The sequence below is a fragment of the Guptibacillus hwajinpoensis genome, assembly GCF_020524165.1.
GTDB lineage: Bacteria > Bacillota > Bacilli > Bacillales > Guptibacillaceae > Guptibacillus > Guptibacillus hwajinpoensis_D.
The window spans coordinates 431,737-449,782 of record NZ_JAIVKU010000005.1; the positions used below are offsets into that span (position 1 = coordinate 431,737).

An 18,046-nucleotide genomic window follows, 5' to 3' on the forward strand; every position below is an offset into this window, starting at 1 on the left:
ACTGCAAAATTAATCAAACCTATTCAAACACTTGACGCAGTTCAACCTGGCCCTCACCATGTCCTTGCGGGTCTGGCATGCGCATCGCCCACTCAACCGCTTCCTCTTTCGACTCCACATCAATGAGAATGAACCCGGCAGTTATTTCCTTCGTTTCAGGAAACGGTCCTTCCGTAACCACCGGAGCACCGTGTGGATACGAAATACGCAACCCATTCGAACTTGGGTGTAGACCTTTTGCCATAACCCGAACGCCTGCTTTTACTAATTCTTGATTGTACGTTGACATCGCTTCCCTCAGCTCAGCACTTGGTAGATTTCCAGCTTCCGAATTCCTTGATGCTTTCACGATCAGCATAAACAGCATCGATATCCCTCCTCTTTGAGAATCACTCACTTATTCAGATTCGCTCCATTCTATCAATTCGATACAATGAAAGAATCCTCCTTCCACCAAAAATCTGCGTTCATTTCATTCATTCTAGGAGGAGTGCTTAAGCACCTTATCGAACATACATGAGGAAGACACAACGACCATTTAGGAGGGAATTATGGGAAGACTCGTACATTTCGAAATTCACGTCGATGACATGGACCGGGCAAAACATTTTTATGGAGAAGTATTTGGATGGACGTTTGAAGACTGGAGCGAATATGCTGGCATGCCTTATTTTGGCGTGATCACTGGCGGTGACGATCAGCCTGGGATCAATGGTGCCCTCATGCAGCGACAAGGTCCACCTCCAGAACCAAATCAGCCCGTCAACGGCTATGCGTGTACCATGGGGGTAGGAGATTACGATACGATTGAAGCGAAAATTCTTGAAAAAGGCGGTGTGGTCGCATTGCCGAAATACGCGCTGCCGGGGATGGCGTGGCAAGGGTACTATAAGGATACGGAAGGGAATATCTTTGGGGTTCATCAGCCAGATGAAAATGCGAAGTAGCATTCGGTTAGAAAAGGCGCTTCACTCGCGCCTTTTTCCTTATTTCAGTACCTCTTAACGATGTTGATCAATTAAGATCGGATTACCATCTGGATCTACCAAAGTAAGATACGCCGGTCCTTCCGTTTCCTCGTCTGCCTCTTCAATTAAGCGAACGCCCTTTTCTTTCAACGTTTTTTGTAATTCTCGAACATCTGTGAATTCTTCTAGATTTTCAGCATTGTGATCCCAGCCTGGATTAAACGTTAGCGTGTTTTTCTCAAACATCCCCTGAAAGAGGCCAATGATCGTTGTATCATTTTTCAAGATAAGCCATTTCTGTTCAATGTCGCCACCTAACGTTTCAAACCCAAGATTTTCATAAAATTCTTTTGAACGATGAATATCCTTTACGCTTAAACTGATTGAAAATGCTCCTAGTTTCATTTGATCTCCTCCTATTAAATGAGTAGGCTCCCCAACCAATTCGGGTTAATCGCTGAGGGGTATCGTTACCTTTTTCGTAGTTCATTCAAGAATTCCTTTTCCAATGTGCTAATTCCCGATCAACTAACGACTGTATTTTCAGGTGTATAGTATTTCTCGTATCCGCTAAACTGTTCTAGGAATTTTTCAATCCCTTTCCTTGCATCTTCTAAATTACCAAGTATATCTGAATGGGCTAAGAATTTTAACTCCATCAGCCAGTCTAGTTCATTAGCAAACTCGCTGTCTCCTACTGGTAGATCGTTAACCATCGACAGCATGTATTCAACGCTAGAAAAATCTCGACTCTCAATCAGATACCGATGAATAAGTCCAAGAATCACTTTTACTGTAAACGTATCATCTACTTCTCCCTTAATAAGCTTTAGTTTCGAGCGTACATCAGCCGAGTGCTGATTAACAGCTAACGAGACGTCAATCAGTTCATACGGTGGATGATCTAGTTCTTCTATTAATTGGTCCGTCCATTGAATGACATCTTTTACGGTGAAATATTCAACCTCAAGACCCACTCGATGGATCTCTGCGGCAAACTTTAAATCCATTGTTTTCTCCTCATCTCGCTGTAAAATTTTTCTGTATGTTAAGTATTTCAAAAAAAATTCTGTAACACAATCATTCCTTTATTAAAAAAGGAACTTCATTTTTTAATTAATGCAGCGGCGGTATGCCTATTACTTGGAACGTGGCTGTACCCGATGCTAATCGGAATAGGTAGAAGAATATCATGAAAACGAAAGGTAATGTGTTAATGTTTTAAGGTGCTAGATCTTTGCTAGTCTATCAGATCATTTCCCGCTCAACGCATTTTATAGTAAAATAGAACTAAACCTCTTAATGGAAAGGATCGATATATGGAAAATCAATTGCATTACATCATGAATCACATGCGTGCGGCATTCAAAGTGTTGGATAAGGAATGGCAACTGGCGGCAAAAGATCTAGGGATTACTCAAGCGGAACAACACATTTTGTGGATCGTATATCTAGAAAAATCCATTACCCTCACAAAACTAGCTGAATTTAGCCTATTAGATATTTCAACAGTGGCTCAAGTAATAGCGCGTATGACAAAGAAGGACCTGATCATCCAATCGAAAATGGATCAGGATCGACGCATAACCTATGTATCACTCAGCCCAGAAGGTGAGAACATTCTGCATACCTCTTCAACCTACGAATATCAATTCTGGAACTATATGAAGGAAATGGATCCACAGAAACTTGCTGAGTTCATGTCCATCATCTCTGATATGAACAAACACTTCTATGGCCATTCATTTGTAGAATGGGTCGAACAAACCTCAAAAAAGCCGATAGCTGATTAACCAAATAAATCTTCAACAATTCGCCATTCAATGTGATTTTCGTGAGCAGAACAAGATTCACAAACGGTATAATGCTTCTCAATTAAATAAGCAACGTGCTGGCCGGGAGTAAAATTTCGATAACAGTTTTTACAAAAAAATTCAGTTGATTTTATACGAGACACGGTATGAAAATCTCCTTACTTTTTAAGATATATAAAAGTGTACCGACTTCATTTTAAGATGGATAGTTTAGGTGTGTTTTGTATATGTTGGGAGGAGAAAAGAGCGTTTATCAATGAAAAGATAAGCGCTCTTTCGCGAGATGAATAATGAGAGAGCAAGTCTCTCTTCATCCATTTGTTTATGAAGACAACTTTAAACCAACCGCTACACCTAAAACCATCCTATAAAAACAATTCTTATCCAACAACACACCTACTATTGCTCCACCCGATCTTCCAATTCTAGTCCACATGGCATTAGAAGTCCCCCATCGCTCTAGTATTCCTTGCATATTCCTTCTATGGTGGAGAAGAACATGTTAATTCCGCGATTTTCTGGATAATTCCGCGAAACGTCAAAACCCAGCTTATAACCTCTCCCTTACGTTGATCCAGTTGACTACAGATTTAATGATCTTAATAACCTTTGTGCAGCATCTCCAGAATTCATCCTAACCCCCCCCCTTAACCATCATGTCCACACATATGAGACAAATCTGCAAACATAGACTCATAGTATGAAGTCAGATCTGTGGGTCAGGAGGTGTGTCATGACGAATGTTCAACCTTCCATGCGTTTAAAGCTAAAGAAAGGCACGTTTTTCATGCCGGAACCGAGTGGAAGCGTCTATTTCAGAAACAATGCAGGTTCCTTTCGAATGGAAGGGAGCACGATCCATCAATGGATCGAAAAGCTGATTCCAATGTATAACGGCGAATATTCGCTAGAAACCCTCACAGAGGGTCTAACAAAGCCTTATCGTGATCGAGTTTACGAGATTACAAATACCCTCTATACGAATGGGTTTCTTCGTGACGTTAGTCAGGACCGTCCCCACCAATTAAAACCACCTATCGTGGAGAAATTCGCTTCACAAATTGAGTACATCGAAAGCTTCTGTGATTCTGGAGCCTATCGGTTTCAGCAATACCGGCAGAAAAACGTTCTCGTTGTCGGAGAAGGCACCATGTTAATCGGTTTGGTTTCTTCCTTGCTTACATCCGGTTTGCCTCGATTCCAAATCCTACTAACAGATGAAAAGACGAGTCAAAATCGAATCAGACAATTAGAAGTTGCATCAAAAAAATCAGACCCTGAAGTCTCGATTGAGGTTGTGTTAAAAAGAGGTCCGGTGCCCTGGGAGGAACAGATCGAACGATTCGATGCGATTTTATATGTCTCCTCAGAAGAAAATGTACAGGAGCTACGCAGTCTCCTCCATGCTTGTAAAGAAAAGAGAAAGACATTTCTCCCCGCCATCTGCGCGAAAGGCGTTGGAATGGCCGGCCCGCTTGTTACCCCGGATAGCGGCTGCTGGGAATCTGCGTGGCGAAGTTTACATGAACCGCTTAACACTGACTCTTTTTCACCGCCAGCTGGCGCGATGCTCGCAAATATGGTCGTATTTGAATGGTTTAAAAAGAGCACAGGCATACCTGTACTTTCGAACAATCAGGTATTTCTGCTTAACCTCGAAACCCTTGAAGGCAAATGGCATCCTTATCGCCCTCATCCGCTCGTATCTGGAAAGATCAAAGTCGAACAGGTCTCCAAAGAAATGAGTGAAGAGAAGAAAAAAGATCCGAACAAACTCCTTTACTATTTCAGTCAGTTAACCAGCCAGTTGGGGATTTTTCATAAGTGGGAAGAGGGTGAGCTAAATCAATTGCCTTTAGCTCAGTGTGAGATTCAGCCAGTTAACGTCAAACCATCCGGATCGTCTGTGTTACATCCGAGTCTCATAAGTTCAGCATTAACACACGAAGAAGCAAGGCTTGATGCAGGATTGACTGGTATTGAGGAGTACGTTCTTCCATTAAAAGAAGAGATAATCTCGTCACTCCCCTCTCCTTTCGACAAGGCTACGTACTCAGAAACCGATCTCCACATAGGTGCTGGAGAAACGTTTGTTGAGGCTGTCAGTCGGGCACTGCAAACAGCGTTAGAAGAGGAATGGAATCAGAAAGCCGATCAGTGTATGGAAGGCATTTTCAGATTCGCACCTCAACATGTTGAAGACAATACCTGTCGCTACTATTTGAAAGTTTTAACGACGATGCAAAAAGTACCGGATCTCGCATTAGGAAAAGAGTCGCACGGATTTCCCGTCGTATGGAGAAAAGCATCGGATAGCCGCTGGTACGGTAGCGTCGGGATGACGCTCGAGCTCGCATTACAACGCGCACTCCTACAAGCCGTGAAAGAAGCTCAAAACAAGACCATTTCGGCAGCTCTCTCTTTTTCAACGATTCCTTTTGAAAATAACTCGATCCAGTCCATTGATATCCCTGCATATAGCCCACACGACCAGGCGAACGTTCTTCGTTCTGTCATGAACCGTTTCGACCAGCTCTCCATTGTCAAAATAAAGCTTGAAACGTTTGAAAAAGATGGAGCACTAGACATTTACGGGGTGCTGTTAGGAGAGGGGGAGATGACGTGAGCGCACGCATTACCATAGTCGGAAATGGTCTGCTTCGAGATTGCGTAGCGGAGCAACTCGCTCCCCACTCTTCCCTCACGCTTCGATCAGATTTTGAAGAGACGATTCCTAAGAACACATCCCTGTTGCTCGTCATTCACGACGCCTGGAATCCCTCCATCCACAAACAAGCAGAAGAAGTCGCCCAAGAGCTTGGCATCAATTGGCTACGCGCCTTCTTATCATTTGGTGAAGGTGTGATCGGGCCACTCGTTCAGCCTGGTATCGCAGGCTGTTCACAGTGTGCGGATACAAGAAAGATGATGGCCGCCACCGATCGTGAGGATCTATGGAAGATCCAACAGGCTTTTACCAACGGGAACGCCATTCAGGATCAATGGGTCTCACAAACGGGCGTTTTCCACATGGCTCAATTGATCAAAAATGAAGTGCTGGAGTCCCATTCTGCTCAATTAGAAGGGACCATTCACCTCCTTAACATGGCATCCCTTGAAAGCTCTCGTCACCGGATTTTACCAGACGCCTATTGCTCCATTTGCAGTTCTCTGCCAGAAGACACGGATACAGTGATGTCATTAAAACCAAGTATCAAAATCAGCGGCTATCGTTGTCGGTCGATAAACGATTTACGCAACGTACTCTCAGAAGACTATCTTGATCCACGCACGGGCCTGTTAAATCGTCTCATGATCGATTTTGAAACAACGTATGCAGATGCGATTGTGAACCTCCCTCTCTTCAATGGAAATGAAGGCTCGGCAGGAAGAACAAACTCGTATGCGATGAGTCAAATGACTGCGATATTGGAAGGATTGGAACGCTCGTGTGGGATTGATCCGAAAGGAAAAAGGACTGTCGTTCACGATTGCTATCGTAACCTGGACCGCGCCTTAAACCCGCTTCAGCTTGGTGTTCATGCCGAGAAACAGTATGCGGAGCAGGGTTATCCGTTCACTCCTTTTCACACTGATCGAAAAATGAACTGGGTATGGGGCTACTCACTTATTGAAAACGAGCCGATTCTCGTTCCTGAGCGTCTCGCGTATTACAGCATGGGATGCGGAGATGGGTTTGTGTTTGAAACGTCAAACGGCTGTGCGATCGGCGGAAGTCTTGAGGAAGCCATTTTCTACGGCATGATGGAAGTGCTTGAACGCGACTCTTTTCTCATCACCTGGTACGCCCAGCTCCAGCTCCCGCAAATTGATCCTTACACATCAAACGACAAAGAGCTCCACTTGATGATCGACCGCATGCAGGAGATAACGGGCTATGACCTTTATTTATACAATGCCACGATGGAACACGGTATCCCCTGCATCTTAACGATTACAAAGAACCGCACCTCTGATTCTGATCGCTTAAATCTGATGTGTGCGGCTGGCGCCCATCTCGATCCCATTCGAGCTGTGAAAAGCGCCATTTTTGAAAGTGTAGGCATGATCACGCCGTTAAATAAAGAGTTTAAAAAGAAGAAAGATGACTTTCTAGCCATGTATCATGACTCTTCGCTCGTGAAAAAAATGGATGATCATGGCATGGTTTACGGATTACCTGAAGCAGAAGAACGCCTTCACTTTTTACTCCATCAAAATCGTCCATTGCAAACATTCCAAGAAGCGTTTCAACCAGCAAAGCATCATGACGATCTTACAGATGATTTGAATAACCTGTTACAAACATTCCGTCACTTAAACTTAGATGTGATCGTCGTTGATCAAACAACACCTGAAATTAAACGAAACGGACTCCACTGTGCAAAAGTAATCATTCCGGGCATGCTTCCGATGACATTTGGCCATCATTTAAGGCGCGTCACCGGCTTAAGCCGCGTATTAACGGTTCCGAAACAACTCGGATTTGTTGATCGAGACTTAACAGTTGAAGAGCTCAACCCTTATCCGCATCCATTTCCTTAACGTGGCGAGGAGGTATGTTATGGATCTCGACCTGTTTGTACACCAGCTGCATTTCCAAAATGACCTAGTGACGCCACCAAACTGGGAAGTGGATTGGGACGATGCTCCTCATCCCTTTAAGCTCTACCGCCATTTACCGGAATACCGTCTTCCTTATGAGATGCCACTTGCGATTGAAGAGCATTCCCCTCATCCAACACCTGATCTGAATACAATCGGTTATTTTCTGTGGTATGTGTATGGGCTGACTCAGTTTAACCAAACCGCTTTCCCTTCTCCCACAGGGGAAGAATCATCTGAAACAATGCAAGGATTCCGCCGCTTCCCGCCTTCGGGTGGCGGCTTATATCCGAGTGAACTCTATATTTATCTAAAACTAGAAGAATTACCATACGGGATCTACCATTACGATGTCGCACACCATCGCCTTCTTTTGCTGCGAAAGGGAAATTTTGATTCCTATTTAACGAGCGCACTAGGAAACAGCTCTCCCCTATCCAATTGTTTTGGAGCAGTCATCATCACCACGATGTTTTGGAAAAACTTTTTCAAATACCACAACTTTTCATACCGCCTTCAGGGGTTGGATGCCGGCGTGCTAATGGGGCAGCTGTTAGAAGTAAGTAAGCGATGTTGTTTTCATCCTAAGATTCATTTACAATTTCTCGATCAAGCTGTCAATCACCTACTTGGCCTAGACGGTACGGAGGAAAGCACCTATGCTATTATCCCGCTTTCAGAGCATAAAATCGCGCGTGATGAGACGCTCGGTAAATACACTGCAACAGCATTGAGTGAAGCAATTCCAGAAATCAAAACGACCCATGTTCAACGTTCGCATAACGTATTACCTTTTCCTGAAATTGTGCAGCTTCATCATGAAACGCTAATGGAATCTACAGATTTATTCCGGCAATTAGAAACCAGAGAAGAAAAAATAGAATACAAGATAAAGATCGCTTTACCAGAACCAAAGAAGCTCTCCAAAGACTTCGCTCACGTCTGCCAAAATCGCTATTCTCCAGAAATGGATTTTAGCGCACAGCGAATGGATCACGTTCAGCTTGCTTCGCTTCTTAAGGAAAGCATGGATTCCTATGGATACGATAACGATCTGGATAAAGAAGAAAACCAGAAACCGCGGGTCACCATTTATGGCTGCTTTTATCAGATTGACGGCATTCCGAATGGGGCATATCGGTATGACGCTACTTCCCATTCGCTCCTTCTCATAAAAGAGGGTGACTTTCGTTTTAGTCTTCAAGCTGGGATGTCGCTTCACAACGTCAACCTGCATCAAGTTCCAGCTTGCCTCCATATCGTTGGAGATCGCACACATCACAAAGGTGAACTTGGATACAGAGGATATCGCATTCAACATATGGAAGCGGGTATGCTGCTTCAGCGAATATTGTTAACAGCGAGCGCACTTGGGATGAACGGCCACCCCCTGCTTGGGTTTGATATCAATGGTTGTGATGAGATTTACGAGCTGGAGGGGGCACAGAAAACGACGATTATTCAGGTTCCAGTTGGGTTTCATCGGGCAAAGAGTTGGTTGGTTGGGGAATCGCTGGGACGGTTCTGCTGATTCAGCGAGCGATAGATAAAGAATTAGTGCTTATAAACAAACCCTGCCTTTCTTTAGGCAGGGTTTGTTTATATTTTTGCATCATGAGAACCGTCCCAGCGATTCCCAGCGATTCCCAGCGATTCCCCAGCGATGCGGCGCACAACTACTGCTGAATAAGCTGAATCAAATTACCACATGTATCATCAAAGACAGCGATTGTGATTCCACCCATTTCCGTCGGTTCCATTGTAAAACGCACGCCTTTTTCCACTAGGCGCTTATACTCTTCTTGAATATCCGCTACCCCAAACATCGTTACCGGTATGCCATCATCGAATAACTTTTGTTGATATTCTTTTGCAGCTTCATGCTCATTTGGTTCAAGCAAAAGTTCGACTCCGCCTTGTTCCTCTGAGGAAACAACCGTGATCCAGCGATGCTCCCCTGTCGGAACGTCATTCTTTTTAACAAACCCCAACGTTTCTGTATAAAATGCTAACGCCTTGTCTTGATCTTCTACAAAAACACTTGTAATAATGATCTTTAACATGTCTTTACCTCCTCTAATTTTACCTTGGAATCCTTCAATGAAAAGATTTAATCCACCCAACCTTTTAACAAATTTTTAAGCGGTTCCTTATTAAATAGAAGTACGCGATATTTTCCTTTTCGTTTTGAAAGGACAAGTCCCGCTGCTTCTAAAGTGGAAAGGTGCTTCGCTATTGCTTGTCTAGAAATAGTAAGCTTGTGCTTCATAATGAGACGGGTCGTCAGTTCATACAAAGTTAGCTCGTTCCGTTCGGACAGTTCATCTAAAATCATCCGACGAGTTGAATCACCCAGTGCTTTAAATATAGCGTCTTTATCCCAGTTCATATATTAATTATACGCAACCTTTAGGTTGCACGTCAACGTTCAGCGTGGAGAAGGGGGTCAGGTACGTGCCTGACCCCCTTCTCTTCCTGCATCATGAGAACCGTCCCAGCGATGCACACCAGCGATGCGCCCCAGCGACGCCCCAGCGATGCACACACCAGCGATGCACCAGCGACGCCAACAAAAAAGACTCCCTAATGGGAGTCATTCTTCAACATAAGGAATCGTCAACGGCCCTAACGGCAACACAGCAACTGTCATCTCTTCCCCATACTGCTTTTTCAATTCTTCTAATGTCTTTTCAATGTTGTGCATCGGTTTTAACATCGCACCCTTAACCTGATCATCCGTTAGCTTGGAGTGAACATAGACATCCGCCCACACTTGAATAACCGCCTGTTTCTGGACTTGCCATTGATCAAACATTTTAAATTCTGGATTGTTGATCATCTCGAGTAACTCTTCCGGACTATTAGCCATTTCAAAGATTTTCGAGTAGTTTCCGTGACTTGGTAAACCATCCGAACATTCAGATGCTACCAGAATGGCTCCACCTTCCTTCACGATCTTGTGAGCTGCACTCATTCCTTTCACGGCCTGATACAAGTTTTGATCAAGAGGATAGCCAGAGTTTGACGTAATCACCACATCAAAGCGTTCATCACACTTGATCATCGCATGTTCCTTAGCAAACTCACATCCTCTGTCATGTGCTTCATATAATTCCCCGGCGAATACCGCTGTGATTTCTTTTTCTCTATTTAGTGTGACGTTCAGCATAAAATCAGGTTTGCACATGCCATTGATTTCACGCGTCATATCCTGCACAGGATTGTTAACCATATTCCCCCAGGTAGAAAGTGGGTCTCCGATCATTCTTGCGTTATGGAATGTCATAATCGTTTCAATTCCGGCGATGCCTGGCATAATTCCTTTTGGTCCACCAGAAAATCCAGCAAAGAAATGAGGTTCAATAAACCCAGTAACAATTTTGAAATCAGCCTCTACATAATCTTTATTTAAGTAAACATCACAACCAAATGAACTTTCACCCAGATTAACAAGCGTTTCTATGTCGTGGCAATGGTTATTCACAATCCGTATGTTATCAACGATCCATTCGCCTAGCATCTGGATAAATTCCTCACGCGTTTGATCTCGATGCGTGCCAGTTCCATTAATAATAACGAAGTTCTCAAGTGGAACATGATTTAACTCTTCAATAAGTAAGGGAATAAGAATATGATTCGGTGTCGGTCTTGTGATATCACTAATTGCGATAGCAACAGTATCTGAAGGCTTTACCCTTTCCTTTAATGGGGGTGTCCCAATAGGATTTTGAAGGGCAGCCTTTATCTCTCTGTTGGTATCCTTTAATCCAGACATATTTGTAGGTTCAACGATGAATGCGTTGTCCGGGAGGTTTATTGAAAGGTTTTCTTTCCCATAAAGTAATGTCGTTTCCATCTCTTTCCCCTCGCTTTTTCCATAATTATTTTGAATAACTTCTTTCGTTCATTTTACTACTAAAACAAATAGAGAAATGGACTGACATGAATTTAGTCAGTCCACCTGTCCTTATTATGCAGATTGAACTTCTTTATCTTGTTTGGATTGCTTTAACTCCTCAGACTCTAACCTGCCATCAATTCCTTTACTACGTTGATAGCGATCGACTAGAATAACCGCGATAGGACAAAGAATCGCTGTGGTTAGTGTGGCAATAGAGATCTGTGCTGTCGCGATGGCTGCAATACTTTGAAAGGATTCAGCTTCACTCGCCGACATCATACCGGAACTTGCCGCTACAGCTGCTGCAGCGGCAATGGCTGCTGGAGTCGCTGCTGCATTTCCTGCTGTGGAAGCCTCAGATATCGGTGCAATGTAACTTTTTTCTTTAAATAGCTTAAAGACGAGAATTCCTGCTCCACCGGTCAGAACAGTTGTTAGAATTCCAATCGTCAATCCAGCCGCTACGACTTCGGGATTGAAGAAATTCGCAAGATTCATGCCTGCTCCTAGAGCGAATGCAAAGAAAGGAACGGGTAGAATTTCACCAGGTTTGAGAAATTCTCTAATCTCTTCGTCTAAATTTCCAAGCAGCATGCCTATAGCAATTGGAAGCAGGACAGCAATAAAGGCAATAATCGGGAAGCTGGACCCTAATAAACCGAGCGCAAGAAGCGTTAAGAACGGACCATCGTTTAGTGAAAGAATCGCAACGGCACCAACATCGGAACGATTTCCATACTGACTTGTAAGGGCAGCGTACATGCCACCATTCCCATTTGTCATTCCAGCAATAATAGCCAGCGTGGATAGTCCAAACAGCCCCGACATCGGATCAAAGAAATAACCGAATAACAGGCCAACCGTTAAACCCGTTATGTATTTCGTAACCGTAAGCAATACGCCTTTCTTAAGTGCAACGCCACCAATCCTTAAATTCATTTGACTTCCTGCTGAGAACAAGAATAGGGCAATCAACACAAGCGCCCCATTTTTAAAAAGAGCTTCTGAAAATCCACCGATTCGAAGCATTTCATAGAAACCTTCCTCTGTTGGCGCAACTCCAAGTGACTTTAATGCATTCATGATAAAAGGAAGATGCATCTGATCAATCGTGTTCACAAGAGCTCCAAACATCAATGGAACGACCATTAAGCCGCCTGGAACCTTCTCAATCGTCTTTTTAATCTTCATTAAACAAAACCCCCTTGTAGTGTTGAAGCATGATGATGAAAATAAGATCGAACGACTTGTTCTGTACTTTTTTCTAATAAAATCGATGCTTGTTTAATCGCTGTTTCCAAGCTCATTGGGCGATTCACGATACTGTGCACACTGACAACGCCATACTCATATAGCACCTCTATGCCCGCCCCAACGGAACCAGCCATCACAATAGTTGGAACACCAAGGTATTGGGCAGTCTGAGCCACTCCCATTGGTGTTTTCCCTGAGGCTGTTTGTGAATCGACTTGCCCTTCCCCTGTAATGACAAGATCAGCTTCTGCAAGTTTTTCCTTCAATTGTGTATGATGAATCACGACGTCGACTCCACGCTCCATTTTTGAAGGAAAGAACGCCTGAAATGCTCCACCAATGCCGCCTGCAGCACCTGCACCGGGATTGTCATGAATCCTAATCCCTGTTGTTTTCTCAATTTCATCTGCCCAATGTGTTAGTTGACCGTCTAAGAATGCTACATCTTTCTGACTCGCTCCTTTTTGTGGGCCAAAAACATAAGATGCCCCATTAGGACCGATAAGTGGATTTTCCACATCTGAAGCGATTAAAAATGAACTTTCTTTAATTCGCTCGTCGAATGCTTTAAGGTCAATGCAAGCAATGTCCTTCAAACACCCTCCACCAAATTCGACTTCGTCTCCCTTCTGATCAAGAAGGCGTAATCCAAGCGCCTGCAACATCCCAGCGCCTCCATCGTTCGTAGCTGATCCTCCGATGGCAAGAATAAACTTTCTATATCCCTCATCAAGAGCATGTTTAATCAGCTCTCCTGTGCCAAAGGTTGTAGTAACGAGTGGATTTAATTTCCCTTCTGGTACTAGCACAAGTCCAGATGCACTAGCCATTTCGATAATGCACGTTTTATTGTCACCAAGAATTCCGTAACTTGCGTCCACCTGGTTACCAAGTGGTCCCATCACTTGCACGTGTGTCGTGGAACCCCCGGTTGCATCCACAAGAGTTTCGAGCGTGCCTTCCCCTCCGTCCGCCATTGGAATTAAGGACGTTTCTGCCAGGGGATCCGCATTTTTGACACCCTGAGCGATTGCAACAGCTGCTTCTCTTGCTGTCAGACTACCTTTAAATGAATCTGGAGCGATGACAACCTTCAATTAATTACCCCCTTTTAGAAAGCGCTTTCATACGTTGTATCCTATTATACTTGGCTTAACGAATGATTTCGTTGTATGGAGTATATAAAAAAGGGGATGATTTTCAAGAATTTTTCGTCTATTATAGCTAAAGGAGGGTTTTTATGTTAACAAGAGCTATTGCCAAAACGATTGTCCTCGAGACGTCAAACAGATTAAATCGCAATATCAACATTATGAACGAGCAGGGTGTCATTATTGCTTCAGGAAATATGGAACGGATCGATCAAATCCATGAAGGTGCACTCGAAGTCATTAAAAGGAAAGCATCACTTTCCATCTCCTCTGATGAAGAAGGGAAATGGAGGGGTGCCCAACCTGGACTTAATTTACCAATCTCGTTTCAAAATCAGGTTGTAGGCGTCATTGGCATCACAGGAAATCCAGAAGAAATGGGTGATGTGGGAGGTCTTGTGAAAATGGCGACAGAATTAATGATCAAGCAGGAATTCATCGCCCGGCAATTGGAATGGAAACAGCGCACAAAAGAAATGATTGCGGAGGAATTGCTTAAGCCAGTCCCCTCATACGAACAGATTGAAAGGGGATTAGAACTTCTAAACACAAAGCTTCCAGCTCCTTTTACCACCGTCATTATCCATATAGGGGAACGTTCCATTCCGAACCAAACCATTGTCGAACGAATTGAAAACCTTTTCAATCATCATTACGCCCTTGTAGGATTTATTAACGTGAATCGTTTGTTTATCGGACTATGTGGTGTGAATGAATATAATGTCAAAAAACTAATTAAGCGTATCTCTTTAGAAATGCATCATCTATCCCTTCCATGTCGTATGGGAGTAAGTAACCCCTTCTCCACGTTTGAAGGGTTTCGTCAATCGTATGAAGATTGTGAGCTGGCCTTTGAAATAAGTGATCCAAACAAGAAGATTATTTTCTTTGAAGATGTAGAACCACAAGCGATTCTCTATCAAATCAATCCTCATGTTGCGGAACGATTCAAAGATCGAGTGTTTAATCAAACCTTATCTAAATATAGCGATACGCTTTCTTTTCTTTTTAAGAACAATCTCAATCTCCAACAAACTTCTGAGGAGATGTACATTCATCGCAACACGCTCGTCTATCGAATCAATAAAATCAAGCAGGACACAGGGTATGATCCCCGGCAATTTAAAGATGCCCTTACCCTGCAGATGGCGATATGGATTTCACAAAGATCGAGCGATAGAAAATTGTGAACAAAGGAAAAGGTGATGACTAGACTCCTAGCATCACCACACACTATACATATAGTACACACCAAACAGCATGCTAACGACACCAGTTAGCCTTGTAAGGTTGTTGTTGATCTTCACTTTATTTTTGCTAAGAACAAAGGGGATGCCGATAATGGTCGTAAAACCAAGCATTCCGATCACTGTGCCAGCTCCAAAAACGAGCATATAGAGAGCCCCTTCTCCAATCGTCGTAACAGAAGACATCGTTAAGAGGACCATTGCTGCACTGCCTGCAAGACCGTGAACGAAGCCAATAGCCGTAGATTTAATAAATGGAGCATGTCGATTCTTTTCGTGACGTTCTGTGTGTTTTCTTATCATCAAAACACTCTTAAATCCAAGATAGACGAGCATAACACCAACTAGAAATTCCATTGCAACGGCCCACGCTTCAGGTATCTCACCTTTCATCAGAATAACGATCATCCCAACAATAAAGAGTGTCATCGTATGACCGATCCCCCAAAACACCCCGGCTAATGATGATCGCCACCATTTCTTTGTTTCACTTGCAATCGTTGAGACTGCGATGACATGATCTGGTTCAATGGAATGTTTAATCCCTAAAATAAGACCTAGAAACAATACTGAAGTTAAACTACTAATCATCTTTTCACTCCTTTGTGCTAAATACCCACAGAAAAAAAGGTAGCTCCTCACTGATGTATCCAGCAAGTCTACCTCTGATCCGGAAATATATCTACTCTACTTTATAGGAAATACCCATCTTCATCAAACTGCATCTTAGTTGGCTCTTCGATTACGTCGATATTCGGTTGACCTTTCAATTCATGATAAAGCACTTCGGATACAATCATTTCACCAATATGAAGCGTATTAGGAATACGGACGAACCTTGTCTCCTCATCCTTCACGCCCCATGTTGCGCGAAGTGCTGCAGTTAATGCCTCTTTATCACTGTCGAGAACAATTGGTATTTTGGCGCGATCAAGAAATGTACTGGTGATCACATTTTCGTTCATTGCTTTCATATCAATCTTCTCAAATAACCGCTTCGTTGTCAGATCCGCGAGTCCAATTCCAAGCGCGTTACCGTGACTCGCCTCACTTAAGTTAGAAGCAATTAAGTATTTGATACTTGGCTTCTCTGGCTCTTCTACACCAAGGACCCGTATACGACCGATGATATTGGTATCCATGCCAGTTCCACTGTAATTCTTACCAATTTCATCGACAACTAAAATATCAATTTCATCGATTGGTAAGCTCGGCATTAACTCAAATGCTCTTCGAAGAAGCTTCCGTTCCCGATCTTGAATTTCTTCTGGCTCCATCACCTCAATGATCGCCGTTTCTTCAAGGGCATTCTCAACCACCGCTATGCCATACAGCGTGTTGGAGTTCGCAATCGCTACTTTCCCTACCTCAGGCATCATATCTCGGATTCCCTCTATACCATAAGTATGAAGAGCAAGTGCCTGTTTGTGTTTTCCCATACCGATCGAAGCCATTTTTAAAACGCCACTTTCAATATCTTTCTTAAAGTCGGTATGTGGCTTCACTCGGTTCATGACAATGATTCCATCAGCTTGATACGCATGCTTATCAATATAGACTGGGATACCAGCAGAAGTTTCACCGATCTCAACAACATCCATAGATGAGCGAATTTCACATCCTGTTGTTTCTTCCGTGACATTTAATCCTTCAAGTACTTCCACTTGTCCTTCAGCCGTTGCCCCACCATGACTGCCCATCGCTGGAATGATAAACGGTGTGGCTCCGCGCTTTTTGATTTCTTCCGCAATGCTTCTTACAATTGAATCGATGTTCGCAATCCCTCGACTCCCAACCGTAATTGCAATTTCCATACCTGGCTTTATTTTTTGATTTGCTTCAACGGTCTGAAACTGTTCTTCGATCACTTTCGATACATCTGTAATACTTTCTACCTCAAACTTCTGCCTAATTTTCGCAACCTTAGGAAAAGCCATCCTTCCCACCCCTTTTCAGAATCATTCCTTTTCTCGACATGCTTCCGTTGCACGAATTGTCCATTTATAACTTTACCTCGTCTTTTACAAAAAGGATAGCAAGAGACGATACACGCTGTCTCTTGCTATGTGGTTTTATTCAGTTGATCGATCTACTAGACAACCTTAGTTGGTGCTAGCTCATAAGCCATTCGGATCGCTTCTTTTAACGATTTCTCATCCGCAATGTTTTTGCCAGCGATATCAAAGGCCGTCCCATGGTCAACGCTCGTACGAATTGTTGGAAGTCCAACGGTAATGTTTACGCCTGACTCAAGACCTAATACTTTGATAGGACCATGCCCCTGATCATGATATTGGGCAACAACGATATCAAAATCGCCACGTTTTGCTCTAAAGAATAAGGTATCAGCTGGAAGTGGTCCGACAACGTTGATTCCTTCTTTTTGAGCTTTTTCAACAGCTGGGATAATTTTCTCTTCCTCTTCTCCGTTACCGAACAAACCGTTTTCTCCGGCATGAGGATTAATGCCACAGACAGCGATTCTAGGATCAGCAATGCCGGCTTTTAGTAACGTCTCATGAGCTAATTTAATAACAGTGTATTGACGGTCTACATTGATTTTATTCACCGCATCGATTAAACCGATATGAGTGGTCACGTGGATCACTCGTAAGCCAGGAGCAGACAACATCATTGCAAAATCTTTTGTGTTCGTAAGTTCAGCCAGAATTTCGGTATGTCCTGGATAAATATGACCCGCTTTATGCAGAGCTTCCTTGTTAAGTGGAGCGGTACAAATCCCCTGAATCTTTTTATCATTCGCATAAGAAATGGCCTTTTCTAAATAGCGGAATGCGGCATTTCCAGCTTCTGAGGACACTTCACCCCAAGGCAATTCGTCAGATACAAGATTTAAATCAACAACATCAATTGTTCCGTATTCAAACTTCGCTTCTTCAGGCTTATCAATGCTACGTACCTCAAGCTGAACATCCGTCACATCGATCGCTCTTTCTAACATTTTACGATCACCAATGACAAATAACGAACTGTTTTCATAGATGGCTTCATCTTTAAACGATTTGACAATGACCTCTGGCCCTACCCCCGATGGGTCGCCCATTGTAATCGCAATAATTGGTTTAGCTGTCATACATTATTTCCT

At 43.3% G+C, this 18,046-nt stretch carries 18 protein-coding genes; 6 read left to right on the forward strand and 12 right to left on the reverse strand.

Annotated elements, in window-relative coordinates:
* Positions 1-19 precede the first annotated feature (19 nt).
* Positions 20-367, reverse strand: coding sequence for a YciI family protein (locus LC090_RS15265; RefSeq protein WP_226658886.1), 348 nt, complete (start codon positions 365-367; stop codon positions 20-22).
* Positions 368-551: 184 nt separating this feature from the next.
* On the opposite strand from LC090_RS15265, the gene LC090_RS15270 reads away from it, so the two are divergent.
* Entirely contained in the window at positions 552-947 is a 396-nt protein-coding gene (locus tag LC090_RS15270; protein WP_226658887.1) for a VOC family protein, read from the forward strand.
* 54 nt (positions 948-1,001) lie between these two features.
* Here LC090_RS15270 and LC090_RS15275 read toward each other — a convergent pair whose 3' ends face one another.
* Positions 1,002-1,373, reverse strand: coding sequence for a VOC family protein (locus tag LC090_RS15275; RefSeq protein ID WP_226658888.1), 372 nt, complete (start codon positions 1,371-1,373; stop codon positions 1,002-1,004).
* Between the two features lie 119 nt (positions 1,374-1,492).
* The gene (locus LC090_RS15280; RefSeq protein WP_226658889.1) at positions 1,493-1,978 is read right to left on the reverse strand and encodes a hypothetical protein; all 486 of its coding nucleotides are present in this window, start codon (positions 1,976-1,978) and stop codon (positions 1,493-1,495) included.
* Between the two features lie 309 nt (positions 1,979-2,287).
* On the opposite strand from LC090_RS15280, the gene LC090_RS15285 reads away from it, so the two are divergent.
* Positions 2,288-2,761, forward strand: a complete 474-nt coding sequence (locus tag LC090_RS15285; RefSeq protein ID WP_226658890.1) for a MarR family winged helix-turn-helix transcriptional regulator — start codon at positions 2,288-2,290, stop codon at positions 2,759-2,761.
* On the opposite strand, the gene LC090_RS15290 is transcribed toward LC090_RS15285, so the two are convergent.
* The gene (locus tag LC090_RS15290; RefSeq protein ID WP_226658891.1) at positions 2,758-2,925 is read right to left on the reverse strand and encodes a hypothetical protein; all 168 of its coding nucleotides are present in this window, start codon (positions 2,923-2,925) and stop codon (positions 2,758-2,760) included. The two genes, LC090_RS15285 and LC090_RS15290, sit on opposite strands and share 4 nt — an antisense overlap.
* Positions 2,926-3,515: 590 nt before the next feature.
* Here LC090_RS15290 and LC090_RS15295 point away from each other — a divergent pair.
* Genes LC090_RS15295 through LC090_RS15305 form a run of 3 tightly spaced genes read left to right on the forward strand, consistent with a single transcriptional unit; the run spans position 3,516 to position 8,918 of the window.
* A complete protein-coding gene (locus tag LC090_RS15295; RefSeq protein WP_226658892.1) occupies positions 3,516-5,408 on the forward strand; it encodes a putative thiazole-containing bacteriocin maturation protein in 1,893 nt (630 codons plus the stop codon).
* Positions 5,405-7,327 carry a TOMM precursor leader peptide-binding protein gene (locus LC090_RS15300; RefSeq protein ID WP_226658893.1) on the forward strand — a complete coding sequence of 641 codons (1,923 nt, stop codon included), beginning with the start codon at positions 5,405-5,407 and terminating at the stop codon, positions 7,325-7,327. Before LC090_RS15295 ends, LC090_RS15300 begins: the two co-directional genes overlap by 4 nt.
* Before the next feature lie 19 nt (positions 7,328-7,346).
* The gene (locus LC090_RS15305) at positions 7,347-8,918 is read left to right on the forward strand and encodes a SagB family peptide dehydrogenase (protein WP_226658894.1); all 1,572 of its coding nucleotides are present in this window, start codon (positions 7,347-7,349) and stop codon (positions 8,916-8,918) included.
* Positions 8,919-9,063: 145 nt separating this feature from the next.
* Here LC090_RS15305 and LC090_RS15310 read toward each other — a convergent pair whose 3' ends face one another.
* From LC090_RS15310 to LC090_RS15330, 5 genes are all read right to left on the reverse strand, one after another.
* Positions 9,064-9,450, reverse strand: coding sequence for a VOC family protein (locus tag LC090_RS15310; protein ID WP_226658895.1), 387 nt, complete (start codon positions 9,448-9,450; stop codon positions 9,064-9,066).
* Positions 9,451-9,497: 47 nt separating this feature from the next.
* Positions 9,498-9,776 (reverse strand): ArsR/SmtB family transcription factor, encoded by a 279-nt coding sequence (locus LC090_RS15315; protein ID WP_226658896.1) that lies wholly within the window; start codon positions 9,774-9,776, stop codon positions 9,498-9,500.
* A 204-nt stretch (positions 9,777-9,980) separates the two neighbouring features.
* Positions 9,981-11,243 carry a nickel-dependent lactate racemase gene (gene larA / locus LC090_RS15320; RefSeq protein WP_226658897.1) on the reverse strand — a complete coding sequence of 421 codons (1,263 nt, stop codon included), beginning with the start codon at positions 11,241-11,243 and terminating at the stop codon, positions 9,981-9,983.
* A gap of 114 nt (positions 11,244-11,357) precedes the next feature.
* Positions 11,358-12,479, reverse strand: coding sequence for a 2-keto-3-deoxygluconate permease (locus LC090_RS15325; protein WP_226658898.1), 1,122 nt, complete (start codon positions 12,477-12,479; stop codon positions 11,358-11,360).
* Positions 12,479-13,639: a glycerate kinase gene (locus tag LC090_RS15330; RefSeq protein ID WP_226658899.1), complete on the reverse strand. Its 1,161-nt coding sequence runs from the start codon at positions 13,637-13,639 to the stop codon at positions 12,479-12,481. The genes LC090_RS15325 and LC090_RS15330 overlap by 1 nt, the downstream gene beginning before the upstream one ends.
* A 143-nt stretch (positions 13,640-13,782) precedes the next feature.
* Here LC090_RS15330 and LC090_RS15335 point away from each other — a divergent pair, with 143 nt between their 5' ends.
* Positions 13,783-14,883, forward strand: coding sequence for a CdaR family transcriptional regulator (locus tag LC090_RS15335; protein WP_226658900.1), 1,101 nt, complete (start codon positions 13,783-13,785; stop codon positions 14,881-14,883).
* Between the two features lie 33 nt (positions 14,884-14,916).
* On the opposite strand, the gene LC090_RS15340 is transcribed toward LC090_RS15335, so the two are convergent.
* The 3 genes from LC090_RS15340 to pdxA form a co-directional block, all read right to left on the reverse strand.
* Positions 14,917-15,531, reverse strand: coding sequence for a sulfite exporter TauE/SafE family protein (locus tag LC090_RS15340; protein WP_226658901.1), 615 nt, complete (start codon positions 15,529-15,531; stop codon positions 14,917-14,919).
* A 101-nt stretch (positions 15,532-15,632) separates the two neighbouring features.
* Positions 15,633-16,877, reverse strand: coding sequence for a lactate racemase domain-containing protein (locus LC090_RS15345; protein WP_226658902.1), 1,245 nt, complete (start codon positions 16,875-16,877; stop codon positions 15,633-15,635).
* Positions 16,878-17,032: 155 nt separating this feature from the next.
* Positions 17,033-18,034: a 4-hydroxythreonine-4-phosphate dehydrogenase PdxA gene (gene pdxA, locus LC090_RS15350; protein ID WP_226658903.1), complete on the reverse strand. Its 1,002-nt coding sequence runs from the start codon at positions 18,032-18,034 to the stop codon at positions 17,033-17,035.
* Between the last annotated feature and the right edge of the window lie 12 nt (positions 18,035-18,046).